This window comes from Candidatus Zixiibacteriota bacterium (genome assembly GCA_017999435.1).
Lineage (GTDB): Bacteria > Zixibacteria > MSB-5A5 > GN15 > FEB-12 > JAGNLV01.
In genome coordinates this window covers 64184-81441 of record JAGNLV010000007.1, presented here as the reverse complement: position 1 = coordinate 81441, position 17258 = coordinate 64184, and the positions used below count along the sequence as shown (strand labels likewise).

The window sequence follows — 17258 nt, the reverse complement described above, 5'->3', positions numbered from 1 at the left end:
GGAACCGGGCGGATTCGTTGCGCGCCCCGAACCGCGCCCGCGCGCGCGAGGATCCCTCGATCGGCGCAGAGATAATTGGTTTTGGCTCAGATCTTTCCAGTCTGGACAAATCGTTTGCCCCTGCTGCTGGCGGCGGCGGCGATCGTGATCGGCGCGGCCGCGGTCCTCGGCGTCTGGTACTACGGGTCCCCCCGCTACACCGACGTCGGGTACCGGCCGGTTCAGCCCGTGGCCTACAGCCACAAGCTGCACGCCGGGGATCTCGGAATCGACTGCCGCTACTGCCACACGGCGGTGGAGCAGTCGCGATACGCGACGGTTCCGCCGACGCAGACGTGCATGAACTGCCACAAGCTGATTCTGCCGGAGAGCCAGAAGCTGCTGCCGGTGCGGGAGAGTTTCGCGACCGGCCGCCCGATCGAGTGGGTGCGGATCCACAAGATGCCCGACTACGCCTATTTCGACCACGCCCGGCACGTGCAGAGCGGCGTCGGGTGTTTCAGCTGCCACGGCAACGTGGCGCAGATGGAAGTTGTCGAGCAGGTCCAGCCGCTCAGCATGAGCTGGTGTCTGAGCTGCCACCGGAACCCGGCGCCGCACCTTCGCCCGCTCGATCAGATTACGAATATGACCTGGGCGCCCGCGCCCGACCACGCCGACTGGGCGGAGCGCTTCATGCAGGAACACCACATTCGGCCGTCGGAGGATTGCTGGACATGTCATCGCTGAAGGACGACCGGTCCCTGACGGGCAGGCAGTACTGGCGCAGTCTCGACCAGTTGACGGGGACGCCGGAGTTCGAGGAGTGGCTGCACCGCGAGTTTCCCCAGGGAGCCTCCGAGTGGGCCAATGCCTGGAGCCGGCGGAGTTTCCTCACCCTCATGGGAGCCTCGCTGGCGCTCGCCGGCCTCTCCGGCTGCCGCCGGCCCGAGGAGAAGATCGTTCCCTACGTCCAGCCCCCCGAGGACCTTGTCCCCGGCATCCCGGTCACCTACGCGACCACGATGCCGTGGGGGACCTCGGCCTACGGGATCCTCGTGGAGTCGCACGAGGGGCGGCCGACCAAGATCGAGGGCAACCCGCTGCATCCATCGACGCGCGGGGCGGCCAACGCCGCGATCCAGGCGTCCATTCTCGACTTCTACGATCCCGATCGCTCCGCCGCCTTTGTGCGCGAGGGGGTCAACACCGACTGGGGCGCTTTCGTGACGTTCTGGCGCGAGCAGTTCCTCGCTTTCCAGGCCGGCGGCGGGCGCGGGCTGGCGGTGCTCGCGGAGCCGTCGTCATCGCCGACGATCGCGCGGTTGCGACGGGCGTTTCAGCAGCGGTTCCCCAACGCCCGCTGGATCGCCTGGGCGCCGGTGGCCGACGAGCGGCGGCAGGAGGCGCTCCGGATCGCCTTCGGGCGCGACCTCCAGCCCGTCTTCCACTACGACCGGGCGAAGGTGATCCTCTCCCTCGACAGCGATTTCCTGCTGACCGAAGATGAGATGGTGGCGGCGACGCACGGGTTTGCCGCCGGGCGGCGGACGACCTCCGAGAAAGACCGGATGAACCGTCTGTATGCGGTGGAGGGGTTGCTGTCGGTCACGGGCGCCAACGCCGACCACCGGCTGCGCCTGCGTGCGCGCGAGGTCGGCTCGTTTGCGCTCGCCCTGGCGGCCGAACTGGCCCGGCAGGGACTGCCCCTCGAGATGCTCGGCGGGGCGAAAATCCCGCAGCTCTCCGGTGCGGCGGCGCAGTGGCTGGCCCCGTTGGCCGGTGATCTTTTGCGGGCGCGCGGGGAGAGCCTGGTGGTGGTCGGGCGCAGGCAGCCTTCGGCGGTGCACGCGCTGGCGGCAGCGCTCAACGAGGCCCTCGGCAACACGGGCCGCACCATTACGTATGTGGACAATCCGGACGTTGCCCGCTCCGACAGCCCCGGGCTGGCGGAGCTCGTGAAGGGGATGGCTTCCGGCGAGATCCAGGCGCTCGTGATGCTCGGCGGCAACCCGGCCTACAACGCCCCGGCCGACCTCGAATTCCGCGCAGCCCTCGCCAAGGTGCCGACCACCGTGCATCTGAGCACGCACCGCGACGAAACTTCGCAGGCGGCCCTGTGGCATCTGCCGCGCGCGCACTACCTGGAGGCCTGGGGGGACGCGCGGGCGGTCGACGGCACGCTGAGTCTCGTCCAGCCGCTCATCGAGCCGCTGTACGGAGGAAAGAGCGACAGCGAAGTGCTCGCACTTCTGGCCGGGGGAGATGACGCCCGCGGGTACGACCTCGTGCGCGAGACCTGGCGCGGGCTGATCGCCGGCGATTTTGAAAACGGCTGGCGGCAGACTCTCCACGACGGCATCCTGCCCGGGCAGACGGCGGCGGCGGTCGCGGCCACGGTGCGGCCGGGTGAAATCGCGGCCGCGATCAAGGCGCACCAGTGGGAGGTCGCTTCGGCCGACGCCCGCGGCCTCGAAGGGATCTTTCATCCCTGTTACACCACCGGCGACGGCCGCCAGGCCAACAACGGCTGGCTCCAGGAACTCCCCGATCCGATCACCAAACTTGCCTGGGATAACGTCGCGACCCTGAGCCCGAAGACGGCCGAGGAACTGGGGGTCAAGAACGAAGATTTGGTCAGGGTGGCGGTGAACGGGCGGGAGCTGACGCTCCCGGTTTGGATCGTGCCCGGACAGGCCGACTACTGCGTCGGGCTGGCGCTCGGGTACGGCCGCGAGGCGGCCGGCCGGGTCGCCAGCGGCGTCGGGTTCGACACCTACCGTCTGCGGACCGCGGCCGCGATGCACGCCGCCCCCGGCGTCTCGCTCACCCCCACCGGCCGGTCGTACGAGCTGGCCACAACACAGGATCACGGATCCATGGAAGGGCGGCCGATTGTGCTCGAGGCGACCCTCGACGAGTACCGCCGGGATCCCGATTTCGCCGCCCGGGCGGCGGTGGTCCCGGCGTTCATGGCCGAGAGCCCCAAGGCGCAGGAACGGGAACTGGTGCGCGAGTACCCCTCGTCCTGGCAGGAACCGTCGTACAAGGACGGCCACCAGTGGGGGATGGCGATCGATCTCAGCGCCTGCACCGGCTGCAACGCCTGCACGGTCGCCTGCCAGGCGGAGAACAACATCCCGGTGGTCGGGAAAGACCAGGTCCGCCGCGGGCGGGAGATGCACTGGATCCGGGTCGACCGGTATTTCGAGGGGGACCTCGAGGATCCCCGGGTGGTGCACCAACCGATGCCCTGCCAGCACTGCGAGAACGCCCCCTGCGAGCAGGTCTGCCCGGTGGCGGCCACCGTACACAGCGCCGAGGGACTCAACCAGATGGTGTACAACCGGTGCATCGGCACCCGCTACTGCTCCAACAACTGCCCCTACAAGGTGCGCCGCTTCAACTTCTACCACTACACGGCCAACTACCCGGAGACGATCCGGATGCAGCAGAACCCCGAGGTGACGGTGCGCTCGCGCGGGGTCATGGAAAAATGCACGTACTGCATCCAGCGGATCAGCCGGGGCAAGCGGCAGGCCAGGCTGGAGAACCGGACGCTGCGCGACGGCGAGGTGGTCAGCGCCTGCCAGCAGGCGTGTCCGGCCGAGGCCATCGTGTTCGGCGACATCAACAACCCGGAGTCGAACGTCGTCCGGGTCAAGAAGAGCAACCGCGATTACGCGCTGCTCGGCGAGTACAACACTCAGCCGCGCACGACCTACCTCGCGCGCATCCGCAACCTTAATCCGGAGATGCCGGCGTGAGCACGAAGGACGCCAAAGGGAACGCCCTGGTGATCGACGAGGACCGTTTCATCGTCGGCAATCCTACTTACGAGGAAATCACCGAGGCCGTGAGCCGGATCCCCGAGCAGCGCGCGACCCCGAAGGCCTGGTGGGTGTTGTTCCTGGTCTCGGCCGCGCTGGCCGGTATGTTCTTCGCCCACGTCGGCTACCTGTTCTGGAAAGGGACGGGGATCTGGGGTCTCAATATCCCGGTGGGATGGGGATTCGCGATCGTCAACTTCGTCTTCTGGGTGGGTATCGGCCATGCGGGGACGCTCATTTCGGCGATCCTGTTCCTGCTGCGCCAGCGGTGGCGGACTTCGATCAACCGGTTCGCGGAGGCGATGACCATTTTCGCCGTGATCTGCGCCCTCATGTTTCCGACCATCCATGTCGGGCGCGTCTGGTTCATCTACTGGACGATGCCGATTCCGAACCAGATGGGGATGTGGCCGAACTTCCGCAGCGGCCTGGTGTGGGACGCCTTCGCGGTCGGCACGTACTTCCTGTGCTCGCTGATGTTCTGGTATGTCGGGCTGGTGCCCGATCTGGCGACGCTCCGGGACCGGGCGAAGGGGAAGATACGGAAGATTCTGTACGGCGTTTTCTCGCTCGGCTGGCGGGGGGGGAACCGGCAGTGGCGCCACTATGAGCTGGCCTATCTGGTGCTGGCGGGGGTGTCGACGCCGCTGGTGCTGTCGGTGCACTCGATCGTGTCGACCGATTTTGCGACCTCGCTGGTGCCGGGGTGGCACACGACGATATTCCCGCCCTACTTCGTGGCGGGCGCCATCTTCTCGGGGTTTGCGATGGTGATGACGCTGTCGCTGATCGCGCGGCGCGTCTACGGCCTCGAGCACATCATCTCGCTGAAAGTGCTCGAGCGCATGAACATCATCATGCTGGTGACCGGGTCGATGGTGGGGTACGCCTACGGCATGGAGTTTTTCATCGCCTGGTACAGCGGCAACATTTACGAGAAATTCACGTTCGTGAACCGGGCCTTCGGCCCCTACGCCTGGGCCTACTGGATCATGGTGACCTGCAACGTCATTACGCCGCAGCTCTTTTGGTTCAAGAGGCTGCGGACGGCGATCCCGGTGATGTTCGTCGCGTCGATCCTCATTAATATAGGCATGTGGTTCGAGCGTTTCGTGATCGTCATGTCGCTCTCGCGCGACTTCCTGCCGTCGAGCTGGGACTACTACAGCCCGACCTGGCACGACGTGGGGCTGTTGATCGGGTCGTTCGGCCTGTTCTTCACGCTCTTCCTGTTGTTCCTGCGGTTTTTGCCGATGGTGGCGATGGCGGAGGTGAAGGCGGTGCTGCCGCAGGCCGATCCGCACTACCACGGGGAGCGCAGCCATGGCTGAGCGCGCCAGGAAAGCGTACGGCGTGCTGGCCGAGTTCCGGAGCACGGGCGACCTGCTCCGCGCGGCGGAGAAGCTGCGGGACGCGGGTTTCCGCCGGTGGGACGTGCACTCGCCGTTTCCGATTCACGGCATGGACCGGGCGATGGGGCTGGGGCGTTCGCCGGTCGGATTCATCGTCGGCCTGTGCGGTACGACCGGGCTGCTGGTGTTCCTGGCTTTCCTCTACTGGATCAACGTGTACGACTATCCGATGGTGATCTCGGGCAAGCCCCATTTCAGCTACCAGGCGTTCGTGCCGCCGCTCTTTGCGATCACGATCCTGTCCTCGGCGCTCGCGGCGCTCTTCGGCATGCTGGCCCTCAACCGCCTGCCCCGGCTGCACCATCCCCTGTTCAGTTCGCCGCAGTTCGAGAAGGTGACCGGCGGCGGGTTCTTCATCAGCGTGGAGGCGGATGATCCGAAGTTCGCCGAGATCGAGCGGACCGGGCTGCTGGAGGCGCTCGGGGCGACGGCAGTCGAGGTGGTCGGCGACGGTGGGGAGGATGAACGGTAGGCCGATGATGCGTGCGCGTTTGACATATGGCCGGGCGGCGATGCTCGTTCTGCTGGCCGCGAGCCTGCTCTTGGCGGGCTGCTACCGCGGCCGCCCCTCCCAGCGCACGCCCATCCACATGGTCCGGGACATGGACAGCCAGCCCAAGTACCAGCCGATGGAGCGGACGGAGTTTTTTGGAAATGAGGCGATTATGCGGACGCCGCCGGCCGGGACGGTGGCCCGCGGGCAATTGCGGGGCGACGCGGTGTACTTCACGGGTGTGACCCCGGCCGGGGACACCGTCCGGCAGCTGCCGGTAGCGGTCACGTTGCCGTTCTTGCAGCGCGGCCGCGAGCGCTTCGACATCTACTGCTCCCCCTGCCACGGGCGGGTCGGCGACGGGAAGGGGATCATGGTGCAGCGGGGGTACGTGCCGCCGCCGACCTTCCACGACGCGCGGCTGCGGAGCGTGGCCGACGGCCACATTTTCGACGTGATCACGCACGGCCTGCGCAATATGCCGGCCTACCAGCACCAAATTTCGGTCGAGGACCGGTGGGCGATCGTAGCCTACCTGCGTGCCCTCCAGCGGAGCCAGAACGCCTCGGCCGCCGATGTACCGGAGGAAATCCGCCGGGGGCTCCGGCCCTAGCGGGACAGTTATGACGATCGATCCGCAGACCTACCGGGTGAGCGGCGGTTCGCGCCGGGCGGCGGCGCCGCTGGCGATCGGCGTCGCCGGCCTCGCGCTCAGCGCCGTCGCCTGCGCCGTCGATCCTCACCGCTTCTTCCCGTCGTACCTCACGGCTTTCACGTACTGGGTGACGATCGGGCTGGGGGGGCTCTTCTTCACCATGCTCCACCACCTCGTCAACGCGAAGTGGAGCGTCGTGCTGCGCCGGGCGGCGGAGAACATCATGAGCGGGCTACCGCTCCTGGCCGTGTTCGCGGTGCCGCTTTTGTTCGGGATGCACGACCTCTACCACTGGACCCACGCCGAGGCGGTGGCCGAGGATCCCCTCCTGCAGGCTAAGGCCGCCTACCTCAACGTGCCGTTCTTCATTGTCCGGATGGTCTTCTACTTCGCCGTGTGGGGCCTCCTGGCCTACCGCCTGAACAGGATCTCGGATCTGCAGGACCGGGGGGGACCGGAGGACGTCCGGCGCCGCCTGCGGGTGGTGAGCGCGCCCGGGATGCTGCTGTTTGCGCTGACCTCGACGTTCGCGGCCTTCGACTGGCTCATGTCGCTCGACCCGCACTGGTACTCGACCATTTTCGGCGTGTACATCTACTCCGGGGGGTTCCTCGGCGCCCTCGGGCTGCTGGTGGTCCTGATGTCGTACCAGCGCCGCCGCGGTCTGCTCCGCGAGGTGGTCACAGTGGAGCACTACCACGATCTCGGCAAGCTCATGTTCGCGTTCGTGATATTCTGGGCCTACATGGCCTTCTCGCAGTACTTCCTCATCTGGTACACGAACGTCCCTGAGGAGACAGTCTGGTTTCTCGTGCGCTGGCAGGAGCCGTGGAAAGCGGTGAGCCTGGCGATCGTGTTCGGGCACTTCGGCCTGCCGTTTGTGGCGCTCGTGTTCCGAGCCACCAAGCGCAACGTGGCGGCGCTGACGACGGTGAGTCTGTGGCTGCTGGCGATCCACTGGGTGGATCTGCATTGGATCGTGCAGCCCAATTTCCCCGGCGCGGGAGCCGTGTTTTCGTGGATCGACGCGGCGACCATGGCCGGGATCGGCGGCATCTTCATCTGGTACGTCTGGCGGCGGCACCTGAGGCGGCCGCTCGTGCCGGTGGGCGACCCCGGGCTCCAGCGGTCCATGCAGCTGACGAATTAGGAACGGAATATGACGGACACCGAAAATAAACCGGCGCCCGGCCGGGAGGAAAAGGCCGGGTACGACACGAGCGACGTCAACGTGACCAAAGCGCTCGTGGTCGGGGTGCTTCTCACCCTGCTCGTCATCGCGTTCGCGGTCGTGCTCAACGAGTACTTCATCGCCGTGACCGAGGAAATCTCCTACGAGCAGCAGCGGGCGCCGGAGTCGAAGGCGCTGCGGGAGCTGCGGGCGCGGGAGGTCGAGCAACTGGAATCGTACGGGGTGCAGGACGGGGCTGCGGGGAGCTACCGGATTCCCATCGAACGGGCCATGGAACTTCAGGCGCAGGAGGCGTTTACCGCGAAAGCGCGGTAATGCCGGACGGCCCCGGGGGGCGGCTCCGGGCGGCCGGTAAAATGGATTATATGGATCATTTAAGGAGACAGTTTTCCGGATCCTTTCCGGCCCGCCGGCGGTTACGAAGACAGGCCATGCAACGTGTCCTCCGAAATATAGGATTCCTCGCGCTCCTCGCGGCGGCCGGGGGGGCGGCCGGCCAGACGGTCCGCACCGACCCGCCCGAACTGCGCGGCATCGATGTCCACGAGCGCCTCGGCGACACCATCCCCCGCGGGCTCGGGCTGGTCGACGAGGCGGGGCGGGAGGTGGCGCTGGGCGATTATTTCGGCGGGGACCGGCCGGTCCTGCTCGTGCTCGGGTACTACGAGTGCCCGATGCTGTGCAACCTCGTGTTCAACGGCCTGACCGAGGCGCTGCCGCGGGTCGGGCTGGACCTGGGGCGGCAGTACCGGGTGGTCACGGTGAGCATCGACCCGGGCGAGACCCCGGACCTGGCGGCGGCCAAGAAGGCCAGCTACCTCGCGCAGCTCGGGCCGGCGGCGCCGCCGGCGAGCTGGGCGTTTCTCACCGGCGATTCGGCCGCGATTGCGCAACTTGCCGACGCGGTCGGGTTCCGCTACTACTACGACGAGAGCCGCGACGAGTATGCCCACCCGGCGGTGGTGCACGTGCTCTCCCCCGAGGGAGTCGTGTCGCGCTACCTCCACGGCATCCAGTACAACCCGCGCGACCTGAAGCTGGCGCTTGTGGAGGCCGCCGACGGGAAGATCGGCAGCACGCTCGACCGCGTCATTTTGTACTGCTACCACTACGATCCGGGCGCCGGCGGCTATGTCGTCCTGGCGCAGAATGTCATGCTGGTCGGCGGCCTGCTGACGGTGCTCGGGCTGGGCGGATTCCTCTTGGTTTTGTGGCTGCGCGAGTCGTACCGCACGCGGCATCGGCCGGCGCCGGCGGGATGAGAAGGAGCGATGGATACAACCGGAACATTGTTTTTCCCGCCGGCCGGCTCGACTTTGGCCGGTGAAGTCGATTCCCTTTTCTACTTCATCTTCTGGGCGTCGGCCGTGCTCTTCGCCATCGTCATCGGCCTGACGGTGTTTTTCATCATCCGCTACCGGCGGCGGCGGCCGACGGGGACAACCTACGGACGGGACCACAATCTCGCGCTGGAGATCACGTGGACGGCGGTGCCGACCGTGCTCATCCTCATCGTGTTCGTATGGGGTTTCCGCGCCTACATGCGCATGACGATCGTGCCGCGCGACGCCCTGGAGGTCAAGGTGACGGCGCAGAAGTGGTTCTGGACGTTCGACTACCCGAACGGCGCCAACAGCGTCAACGAACTGGTGGCCCCGGTCGACCGGCCGGTCAAGCTGCTCATGTCTTCGCGCGACGTCATCCACAGCCTTTTCGTGCCCGATTTCCGCATGAAAATGGACGTGCTGCCGAACCGCTACTCGGTCACGTGGTTTGAGGCGACGCGGCCCGGGACGTTCAACCTGTTCTGCACGGAGTACTGCGGCACGGGGCATTCGGAGATGCTGGCGAAGGTGAAGGTGGTGTCGGAGCGGGAGTTCGCGGAATTCCTCGCCTCGACCGGGGGACCCGGGGCCGGAGAGTCACCGGCCGACTACGGCCGCCGGCTCTACACGAGCCGCGCCTGCAACACCTGCCACACGCTGGACGGCAAGCCGAGCGTGGGTCCGACCTGGCAGGGGCTGTGGGGCCGCCGGGAGGCGCTGCAGACGGGCGACTTTGTCACAGTCGACGAGAACTATATCCGGGAGTCGGTACTCGAGCCGCAGGCGAGAGTCACGGCCGGGTTCCAGCCGGTCATGCCCACCTACCAGGGAATCCTGACGGACCGGGACATCGACGCCCTCATTGCTTTCATAAAGTCTCTGGACACCACCAACAGCGAGGCGGCCGGTGAGTAACGACATGGCGGAAGCGACGGCGGTTAATTATCTGAATGCCACCCGGGGGTGGAAATCGTGGCTGTTGACGCTCGACCACAAGCGCATCGCGATCCTCTACATGGCCGCGATCGCGGTGTTCTTCTTCGTCGGCGGCGTGCTGGCCATGCTCATACGCCTCGAGTTGCTCCACCCCGGGCGGGACCTGGTGGGCGCCGACACCTACAACAAGCTGTTCACCCTGCACGGCGCGATCATGATTTTCCTGTTCATCATCCCCGGGGTGCCGGCGATTCTCGGCAATTTCCTGCTGCCGCTCATGCTCGGCGCGCGGGACGTGGCGTTTCCCCGGTTGAACCTCGCGAGCTGGTACATCTTCATGCTCGGGTCGCTCTTCGCGCTCTACTCGATCGTCGCGGGCGCGGCCGACACCGGGTGGACGTTCTACACGCCCTACAGCACGCAGACCGACACCTCGGTGATCTCGATGACCCTGGGCGCCTTCATCCTCGGCTTCTCCTCGATCTTCACGGGGCTGAACTTCATCGTCACCATTCACAAGCTCCGTCTGCCGGGGATGACGTGGTACCGGATGCCGCTGTTCGTGTGGTCGATGTATGCGACCGCGATCATCCAGGTGCTGGCGACGCCGGTGCTGGGGATCACGCTTCTGCTGCTGGTGATCGAGCGGGTGGCGGGGATCGGGATTTTCGATCCGGCCATGGGGGGCGACCCGGTGCTCTACCAGCACTTCTTCTGGTTCTACTCGCACCCGGCGGTGTACATCATGATTCTCCCCGGCATGGGGATTGTGAGCGAACTGATCACGGCCCACGCGCACAAGAAGATCTTCGGCTACAAGGCAGTGGCCTATTCGAGCCTCGGGATCGCGTTCGTGAGTTTTCTCGTCTGGGGCCACCACATGTTCGTGAGCGGGCAGTCGGAGCTGGCGGCCATGCTCTTCTCGTTCCTCACCTTCTTCGTCGGCATCCCCTCCGGGATCAAAGTCTTCAACTGGGTGACGACGCTCTACCGCGGGTCGATCAAGCTGACCACGCCGATGCTCTACGCGCTGTCGTTTTTGTTCCTGTTCAGCATCGGCGGGTTCACCGGGATCATGCTCGGGGCGCTGGCGGTCGATGTCCACGTCCACGACACCTACTTCATCGTCGCCCACTTCCACTACGTGATGATGGGCGGGACGGTGATCGCGTTCCTCGGCGGGCTGCACCACTGGTGGCCGAAGATGTTCGGGAGGATGTACAACGAGCCATGGGCGAAAGTCGCGTGCGCGCTGATCTTTGTCGGTTTCAACGTCACCTTCGGCAGCCAGTTTCTCCTCGGTCTCCACGGAATGCCGCGGCGCTACTACAACTACCTCGACCAGTACCAGCCGCTCCACGCGTTCTCGACTTTCGGGTCGTGGATTCTCGGGGCGGGTTTCGTGATTATGGCAATCTACCTCATCCACTCGCTCGCGCGGGGCCGGCGGGCGGGAAGCAATCCGTGGCGCGCCCTGACGCTCGAGTGGGAGACGCCATCGCCGCCGCCGACCGAGAATTTCCCCTTCACGCCGTCGCTCGCCCACGGGCCGTATGACTACGACCGGGTGATCCCGGTGAACGTGGAACCGGGCGGCCGGGCGGTGCGGCCGGAGGTCGTCTCATGAGCATGGCGAAAGAACGGATGGAAGCGCCGGGGGCGGCCGGCCACGGGCACCCGAAACACCTGGCCCACCACTTCAGCGACCCGGCCCAGCAGAAAGACTCGGCCAAGCTCGGAATGTGGATCTTCCTGCTGACCGAGGTCCTCCTCTTCGGCGGGCTGTTCTGCGCCTACGCCGTCTACCGCGCCTGGAACCCGGAGATATTCCACAACGGGCACGCCTTCCTCAACACGACGCGCGGCACGGTCAACACCCTCGTGCTCATCACGAGTTCGCTCACGGTGGCGCTGGCGATCCGGTTCCTCCAGATGGACAACCGGCGGGCGGCGGCGGCCAATCTCGCGGCGACTCTCGCCCTGGCGGGGACCTTCCTCGTGATCAAGTATTTCGAGTACGCGCACAAGTTTCACGAGGGGCAGCTGCCGGGCAAGTTCTACACGTTCCAGGGCATGGAGGGGACCAACCCGCACGTGTTCTTCAGCGTGTACTTCCTCATGACCGGGCTGCACGGCATCCACGTTCTGGTCGGCATGGGCGTCATCACCTGGGTGCTCGCCCGCACGCTGAGAAACCATTTCTCGGCCGAGTACTACACGCCGGTCGAGCTCACCGGCCTGTACTGGCACCTGGTCGATTTGATCTGGATTTTCCTCTTTCCCTTGTTCTATCTCGTGGGGTGAACGGCTATGGCGAGCGCGACACACGTACATACGGAACACGTTCTCCCGCTGCGCGTCTACTTCGGCGTCTTCGCAGCGCTCCTGGTGCTGACCGCACTCACCGTCTTCATCGCCCGGTTCCACTTCGGGGCCCTCAACCTGGTGGTGGCGATGGCGGTGGCGGCGGTTAAAGCGGGCCTGGTGGCGCTGTTCTTCATGCACCTGAAGTACGACAGCAAAGTGTACGCGGCGGTGTTCATCACGGCCGTGGTCTTCCTGGCCGTGTTCATCGTGCTGACGATGTCCGACACGATGACCCGCGGGCACGTGGATCCCGAGAAGCAATCGCCGATCATCCCCGAGGCGGTCATTTATCGGCAGGCGGCGCCATCGGCGGATACGGCGGCCGCGGGGGGCTGAGTCGCCGGCCGGGCAGGAAAAGCTTGCGCCCCGATTGAATCGGCGGTAGTATCGGGAAAGCGCTGCGGCCCGGGGCGCGGCGCAGCCGGCGGCCGTTAGAAGTGGAAGGGTCTATGAAGTCGCTCTGGCGCATGGCGCTGGTATCCACCATCGCAACCTACGTGCTCATTTTCATCGGCGGCCTGGTGCGCGTGTCCGGCGCCGGGCTGGGCTGCCCCGACTGGCCGAAGTGTTTCGGCCGCTGGATGCCCCCGACCGACGTCAGCCAGCTCCCCCCCGACATCGACCCGAGCCGGTTCAATTTCACGCTCGCCTGGATCGAGTACACCAACCGGCTTTCGGGCGTGATAGTCGGCCTGCTGATCGCGGCCACCGCCGTGCTGGCGCTTGTGCGGGCGCGCCGGACGCCCGGGATCCTGTGGCCGGCGGTCGCGGCCGGCCTGCTCACGGCGCTCCAGGGGTGGCAGGGGAGAGCGGTCATCACCTCGGAGCTCGCGCCGCTGGTAGTGACGGTGCACACGGTCCTCGCGCTCGTGATTGTCAGCCTCCTCATCTGGGCGGCGGCGGGCGCCTATCGGCAAGTCCACCCGCGCGAGGCGGGGGAGGGCCTGGCCGCCTGGGCGCAGCGCCGGCTCCTTCTGCTCTGGGGGCTGGCCATCGTTCAGGTGATGCTCGGCACGCGGGTGCGGGAAGGGCTCGAGGCGATGCGCGAGGACCATCCGGCCTGGTCGGCGGCGAAAGCGATCATGGCGATCGGGGCGGTGAGCCATCTCCACATGGCGCTGGGAATCGTGGTCGCGGCCGTGACCTGGTGGACCGGGCGCGGGTTGCTGCGCGCCCCCGGCGGGAGCGCGCCCGCGGTGCGGCAGGCCGCGGTCGCCGCCATGGTGCTCGTGGGATTGCAGATCCTCAGCGGTCTGACGTTCATTTTCTGGGACATCCCGCCGGTCGTCCAGGTCTTCCACCTGTGGATCGCCTCGCTCTATATCGGCACGCTCCTGCTGGCCCTGGCCGCCGCGCGGCAGCCCGGACCGGTGCCGGCCGGGGAGATGAGAGGATGAGCAAGATTATCACGATCGGGGTGATTCTGGCGGCGGTGCTCGGCGGGGTCGCCCTCGTCACCCTCTACCAGGCCGACAAAGCGCGGTCCGAGTTGCCCGTTCTCGGCACGGTGGGACCGTTCACGCTGACCGACCAGTTCGGCGAGCCGTTCACCGATGCCGACCTGACCGACAAGCTCAGCGTGGTCGAGTTCTTCTTCACCGGCTGCCGGGGACCCTGCCCGATCATGAACGGCCACTTCGCCGACCTCTACCGGGCCTTTGCGGAGACCGACCGGGTGCAGTTCGTGTCGATCACGGTCGACCCGGAGGCGGATTCGACGGCCCGGCTGGCCGACTACGCCGCCCGGTTCGGGGTCAGCGACCGGCGCTGGGTGTTTCTCACCGGTCCACTCGACTCGATCGTGCGCATCTCGGAGACCTACTTCATGCTCGCGGCGGATGATCTTCCGGGCAATCACAGCACGCGGTTCGCGCTGGTCGACGGCCGGCACCGGATCCGGGCGTACTACTCGGGGACGGATGCGGCCAGCGTGGACGTGCTGCGCACGCACCTCCGCGAACTGCTGGACGACCTGCCATGAGCGCCGCCGACCTCCCCTCCCTCAATGCCGTCCTCAACGGGACGAGCACGCTGCTGCTGCTGGCGGGGTACGCGGCGGTCAAACGGGGGCGGGCGGACATCCACAGGAGGTTCATGCTCGCCGCGCTGGCGACGTCGGCGCTGTTTCTCGCAAGTTACCTGGTCTACCACGCCCGGGTCGGCTCGGTCCCCTATCCGCGGCACGACTGGACGCGGCCGGTCTATTTCGGCATCCTCATCCCGCACGTGATCCTGGCGGGCGTGATGGTCCCGTTCATCCTGCTGGCGGTCCGGCACGCGTGGCGGCGGCGGTTCGACCGGCACGTCCGGATCACGCGGTGGGTGTGGCCGGTTTGGCTGTTCGTCTCGGTGAGCGGGGTGGCCATTTACCTGATGTTGTATGGCATTTAGTGAAATTATTCTCAAGGACGGTTCTTTCGCGCGGGTCTCCGCTTGCGCCATTTGTCACATACCGGCAGGCGCACGGTCGTCTCATTGTGGCGTAAGGCGACCCAGGTTGAACAATAGTATGTCGTTTGGAAATAGCCGATTATCAGAGGGGAATTGTGACTGAAAGATCCTTTCTCATACGGAAACGGGCCGCACAACGCCAAAAAAATCAGTTGACAGTAGTGCGCACCGGGATATATTGGCATCCTGAATTTTCGCAGGCAGGCTGAGATGGGATTGTTGTCGTCGGGTCCCGACGATCAGCCTGGCCGGGACCTCCGCCAGATAGGCCTGCTGACAGCCGTCCCGTTCCTTTTGCTGGGCGGGGTGCTTGTCGGGTATCTGATCGGCAACTGGGCCGATCGGAAGCTGGGGACGGAGCCGTACCTCGCCGCCCTGGGGGTGCTGATGGGCGTCGCCGCCGCAGCGCTGGAGATTGTCCAGGTGGTGCGGAAGGCGTCGGCGGACGATTCGGAAAAACGCCATGAATGAGACGATCGACCTCGGTTTCATCAATCGGACGCTGAAGACGACGGGGCTGGTGCTCCTGATCTTCGTCCCCTTCGGCATCTACTACGCCGGGATCTACCCGACGGTGGCGGTGCTGTCAGGAGGCGTGTGGGGGATGGTGAACCTGATGCTGTTGACGCGCCTGGTGCGCGCGGCGATTCGCCCCGGGGGGGCCAACAAGATGGAGGTGGCCGGCGTGGCGCTGGTGAAGTTTCCGCTGCTCTACGCGTCCGGCTACTTTCTCGCCACGACGCCGCTCTTCGGCCCCCTGGCGCTGCTGGCCGGGTTCTCGGTTCCCCTGGCGGTGATGGTGCTCAAGGTGGCCGCCCGCGCGCTCTTGGGCGCCGACCGCTCGGCCGGGAAACGCGGGCAACTGCAGAGGGCGGTGTAAATGCTCGCCTACTATCTCACAGTCGTCGCCACGACCGCGGCCAAGTACGCGCCCGCGCTGGCGGCGGGCGTGTCGGCGGAGGCGGGGGGCCACGGCGCCGCCGTCTCCGACGGCCATGCCGCGGGCGGGGCGCATGCCGGACCGCCGCACCTGCCCAGCCTCATCTGGCTGATCGGTTGGGCCTTCGGCATCGAGGACGTGGCCTGGGTGCGGTTCCTCGAACACTGGATCAATGTCTTTTTCGCGTTTGTGGTTGCGATCTTTTTCACAATCGTCGCCATGTCCGTCTACCGCCGGCGGCAGATGATACCCGGACGGCTGCAGAATTTTCTGGAGTGGTGCGTCGAGTCGATGTACAACTTCATCTACTCGATCCTCGGCCATGAGACCCGAAAGTACCTTCCGTTTCTCGGGACGCTCTTTTTCTATATTCTCGCGCTCAACTGGATCGGGATGATTCCGCTGGGCCACTCGCCTTCGACGAGCATCAACATCACGGCCTCGATGGCGGTGCTGGTGTTTCTCTATGCGCAGTGGACGGGGATACGGAGGCTGGGGATCGGCGGTTACCTGTACCACCTGGCGGGCAGCCCGGTCGGGGCGGTGGGGTGGTCGATGGTGATCATCATGTTCCCGCTGCACATTATCGGCGAGTTGGCCAAGCCGTTCTCGCTGTCGCTCCGTCTGTTCGGGAACATCACCGGCGAGGACACGCTCATCGCCGTCTTCGTGACACTGGGCATCATGCTGATCAGCTTCTCCCCGGTGGGCGTCCCGCTGCAGATCCCGTTCTATTTCCTGGGGCTCTTGCTGTCGACGATCCAGGCGCTCGTGTTCACGCTGTTGTCGACGATTTACATACTCCTCATGCTGCCGCACGACGAGGCGGCGCACTGAGGCACACGCGGCAGAACGAACGATGGACCATACGGTTTCAAGCGGTAAAAGGAGGATGTGATGGATTATCAGGCGATGTTGGGTCTGGCGGCTCCCCTGGCGGTGGGCCTGGCGGCGATCGGGTCCGGTCTGGGGATCGGGCGCGCCGTGGGTTCGGCGATGGAAGCGATCGGCCGGCAGCCGGAAGCGGCGGGCAAAATCCAGACGGCGATGATCATCGGTGCCGCCTTCATCGAGGCGCTCACCATCTATGTGTTCATCGTCTACATCCTGGCCAGCGGCAAAATCGGCGGTTGAAAACGTGTGTCGGGGCGCCGGCTTCCGGTCTCAACCTAGGAGCTTGGTGATACTATGAATTTCGAACTGCAGCAAATACTGACACACGCGCTCGGGTTCCTCCTCACGGTGTGGATCCTCAAGCGGTACGCCTGGGGACCGCTCATGAACATCATGGAGGAGCGCCGGTCCCGGATCGCCGGCGAATTCGAGACGATCGAGAAGGAGAAGGGCAAGGTGGCCGCGATGGCGGCCGAGTACGAGGCCAAGCTCAAGCAGATCGAATCGGAGCGGCGGCAGAAACTGGTCGAGGCGGTGACGGAGGGCAAGAGGATCGCCGAGGATCTCAAGGCCCAGGCCCGCGACGAGGCCCGGGAGATTGCCCAGAAAGCCCGCACCGATCTCGAGCGCGAGGTGGCCAAGGCGCGGGTCGAACTCAAAGAGCAGATGGTGGCCATCACCATGGGCGCCGCCGAAAAACTGCTCCGCGAAAAACTCGATGACGCCCGGCACCGCCAGCTGATCGGCCGCTTCATCGACAGCGTCGAAAAGGCCTGAGGCGGCT

General features: G+C 65.9%; 20 protein-coding genes. All 20 read left to right on the top strand.

The window, feature by feature from the left end:
- The first annotated feature begins 81 nt into the window (after positions 1–81).
- The 20 genes from KA261_14325 to atpF all read left to right on the top strand — a co-directional run bounded on the left by KA261_14325 (position 82) and on the right by atpF (position 17251).
- Positions 82–729, top strand: coding sequence for a cytochrome c3 family protein (locus KA261_14325; protein ID MBP7698979.1), 648 nt, complete (start codon positions 82–84; stop codon positions 727–729).
- On the top strand, positions 717–3746 hold the full coding sequence (locus KA261_14320) for a TAT-variant-translocated molybdopterin oxidoreductase (protein MBP7698978.1): 3030 nt from the start codon (positions 717–719) through the stop codon (positions 3744–3746). Before KA261_14325 ends, KA261_14320 begins: the two co-directional genes overlap by 13 nt.
- A 167-nt stretch (positions 3747–3913) precedes the next feature.
- Positions 3914–5140, top strand: a complete 1227-nt coding sequence (nrfD, locus tag KA261_14315; GenBank protein ID MBP7698977.1) for a polysulfide reductase NrfD — start codon at positions 3914–3916, stop codon at positions 5138–5140.
- Positions 5133–5693 carry a DUF3341 domain-containing protein gene (locus KA261_14310; GenBank protein MBP7698976.1) on the top strand — a complete coding sequence of 187 codons (561 nt, stop codon included), beginning with the start codon at positions 5133–5135 and terminating at the stop codon, positions 5691–5693. Before nrfD ends, KA261_14310 begins: the two co-directional genes overlap by 8 nt.
- A gap of 40 nt (positions 5694–5733) precedes the next feature.
- Positions 5734–6327, top strand: a complete 594-nt coding sequence (locus KA261_14305) for a cytochrome c (GenBank protein ID MBP7698975.1) — start codon at positions 5734–5736, stop codon at positions 6325–6327.
- A 10-nt stretch (positions 6328–6337) separates the two neighbouring features.
- Complete coding sequence (locus KA261_14300) at positions 6338–7519, top strand: hypothetical protein (GenBank protein ID MBP7698974.1); 1182 nt, start codon at positions 6338–6340, stop codon at positions 7517–7519.
- 9 nt (positions 7520–7528) lie between these two features.
- Positions 7529–7876 carry a hypothetical protein gene (locus tag KA261_14295; GenBank protein ID MBP7698973.1) on the top strand — a complete coding sequence of 116 codons (348 nt, stop codon included), beginning with the start codon at positions 7529–7531 and terminating at the stop codon, positions 7874–7876.
- A gap of 116 nt (positions 7877–7992) precedes the next feature.
- Positions 7993–8823, top strand: a complete 831-nt coding sequence (locus KA261_14290; protein ID MBP7698972.1) for an SCO family protein — start codon at positions 7993–7995, stop codon at positions 8821–8823.
- Positions 8824–8832: 9 nt separating this feature from the next.
- Complete coding sequence (coxB, locus tag KA261_14285; GenBank protein MBP7698971.1) at positions 8833–9801, top strand: cytochrome c oxidase subunit II; 969 nt, start codon at positions 8833–8835, stop codon at positions 9799–9801.
- A 4-nt stretch (positions 9802–9805) separates the two neighbouring features.
- A complete protein-coding gene (gene ctaD, locus KA261_14280; GenBank protein ID MBP7698970.1) occupies positions 9806–11449 on the top strand; it encodes a cytochrome c oxidase subunit I in 1644 nt (547 codons plus the stop codon).
- A gap of 17 nt (positions 11450–11466) precedes the next feature.
- Positions 11467–12126 (top strand): cytochrome c oxidase subunit 3 family protein, encoded by a 660-nt coding sequence (locus tag KA261_14275; GenBank protein MBP7698969.1) that lies wholly within the window; start codon positions 11467–11469, stop codon positions 12124–12126.
- Between the two features lie 6 nt (positions 12127–12132).
- Positions 12133–12525 carry a cytochrome C oxidase subunit IV family protein gene (locus tag KA261_14270; protein ID MBP7698968.1) on the top strand — a complete coding sequence of 131 codons (393 nt, stop codon included), beginning with the start codon at positions 12133–12135 and terminating at the stop codon, positions 12523–12525.
- 113 nt (positions 12526–12638) lie between these two features.
- On the top strand, positions 12639–13586 hold the full coding sequence (locus KA261_14265) for a COX15/CtaA family protein (protein ID MBP7698967.1): 948 nt from the start codon (positions 12639–12641) through the stop codon (positions 13584–13586).
- Positions 13583–14170 carry an SCO family protein gene (locus tag KA261_14260; GenBank protein ID MBP7698966.1) on the top strand — a complete coding sequence of 196 codons (588 nt, stop codon included), beginning with the start codon at positions 13583–13585 and terminating at the stop codon, positions 14168–14170. Before KA261_14265 ends, KA261_14260 begins: the two co-directional genes overlap by 4 nt.
- The gene (locus KA261_14255; GenBank protein MBP7698965.1) at positions 14167–14580 is read left to right on the top strand and encodes a DUF420 domain-containing protein; all 414 of its coding nucleotides are present in this window, start codon (positions 14167–14169) and stop codon (positions 14578–14580) included. Before KA261_14260 ends, KA261_14255 begins: the two co-directional genes overlap by 4 nt.
- A gap of 270 nt (positions 14581–14850) precedes the next feature.
- On the top strand, positions 14851–15111 hold the full coding sequence (locus KA261_14250) for an AtpZ/AtpI family protein (GenBank protein MBP7698964.1): 261 nt from the start codon (positions 14851–14853) through the stop codon (positions 15109–15111).
- Positions 15104–15520: a hypothetical protein gene (locus KA261_14245; GenBank protein ID MBP7698963.1), complete on the top strand. Its 417-nt coding sequence runs from the start codon at positions 15104–15106 to the stop codon at positions 15518–15520. The genes KA261_14250 and KA261_14245 overlap by 8 nt, the downstream gene beginning before the upstream one ends.
- Entirely contained in the window at positions 15521–16417 is an 897-nt protein-coding gene (gene atpB, locus KA261_14240; GenBank protein ID MBP7698962.1) for a F0F1 ATP synthase subunit A, read from the top strand.
- A gap of 75 nt (positions 16418–16492) precedes the next feature.
- The gene (atpE, locus tag KA261_14235) at positions 16493–16714 is read left to right on the top strand and encodes an ATP synthase F0 subunit C (GenBank protein ID MBP7698961.1); all 222 of its coding nucleotides are present in this window, start codon (positions 16493–16495) and stop codon (positions 16712–16714) included.
- Positions 16715–16768: 54 nt separating this feature from the next.
- Positions 16769–17251: a F0F1 ATP synthase subunit B gene (atpF, locus tag KA261_14230; protein MBP7698960.1), complete on the top strand. Its 483-nt coding sequence runs from the start codon at positions 16769–16771 to the stop codon at positions 17249–17251.
- The last annotated feature ends 7 nt before the right edge of the window (positions 17252–17258 follow it).

Coding starts and splice junctions, on each gene's coding strand:
- KA261_14275 (MBP7698969.1), top strand. CDS start 11,467: ATGGAAGCGCCGGGGGCGGCCGGCCACGGGCACCCGAAACACCTGGCC.
- KA261_14310 (MBP7698976.1), top strand. CDS start 5,133: ATGGCTGAGCGCGCCAGGAAAGCGTACGGCGTGCTGGCCGAGTTCCGG.
- atpF (MBP7698960.1), top strand. CDS start 16,769: ATGAATTTCGAACTGCAGCAAATACTGACACACGCGCTCGGGTTCCTC.
- KA261_14290 (MBP7698972.1), top strand. CDS start 7,993: ATGCAACGTGTCCTCCGAAATATAGGATTCCTCGCGCTCCTCGCGGCG.
- atpE (MBP7698961.1), top strand. CDS start 16,493: ATGTTGGGTCTGGCGGCTCCCCTGGCGGTGGGCCTGGCGGCGATCGGG.
- KA261_14245 (MBP7698963.1), top strand. CDS start 15,104: ATGAATGAGACGATCGACCTCGGTTTCATCAATCGGACGCTGAAGACG.
- KA261_14255 (MBP7698965.1), top strand. CDS start 14,167: ATGAGCGCCGCCGACCTCCCCTCCCTCAATGCCGTCCTCAACGGGACG.
- KA261_14265 (MBP7698967.1), top strand. CDS start 12,639: ATGAAGTCGCTCTGGCGCATGGCGCTGGTATCCACCATCGCAACCTAC.
- ctaD (MBP7698970.1), top strand. CDS start 9,806: ATGGCGGAAGCGACGGCGGTTAATTATCTGAATGCCACCCGGGGGTGG.
- KA261_14320 (MBP7698978.1), top strand. CDS start 717: ATGTCATCGCTGAAGGACGACCGGTCCCTGACGGGCAGGCAGTACTGG.
- KA261_14260 (MBP7698966.1), top strand. CDS start 13,583: ATGAGCAAGATTATCACGATCGGGGTGATTCTGGCGGCGGTGCTCGGC.
- coxB (MBP7698971.1), top strand. CDS start 8,833: ATGGATACAACCGGAACATTGTTTTTCCCGCCGGCCGGCTCGACTTTG.
- atpB (MBP7698962.1), top strand. CDS start 15,521: ATGCTCGCCTACTATCTCACAGTCGTCGCCACGACCGCGGCCAAGTAC.
- KA261_14295 (MBP7698973.1), top strand. CDS start 7,529: ATGACGGACACCGAAAATAAACCGGCGCCCGGCCGGGAGGAAAAGGCC.
- KA261_14305 (MBP7698975.1), top strand. CDS start 5,734: ATGCTCGTTCTGCTGGCCGCGAGCCTGCTCTTGGCGGGCTGCTACCGC.
- KA261_14270 (MBP7698968.1), top strand. CDS start 12,133: ATGGCGAGCGCGACACACGTACATACGGAACACGTTCTCCCGCTGCGC.
- KA261_14300 (MBP7698974.1), top strand. CDS start 6,338: ATGACGATCGATCCGCAGACCTACCGGGTGAGCGGCGGTTCGCGCCGG.
- nrfD (MBP7698977.1), top strand. CDS start 3,914: ATGTTCTTCGCCCACGTCGGCTACCTGTTCTGGAAAGGGACGGGGATC.
- KA261_14250 (MBP7698964.1), top strand. CDS start 14,851: ATGGGATTGTTGTCGTCGGGTCCCGACGATCAGCCTGGCCGGGACCTC.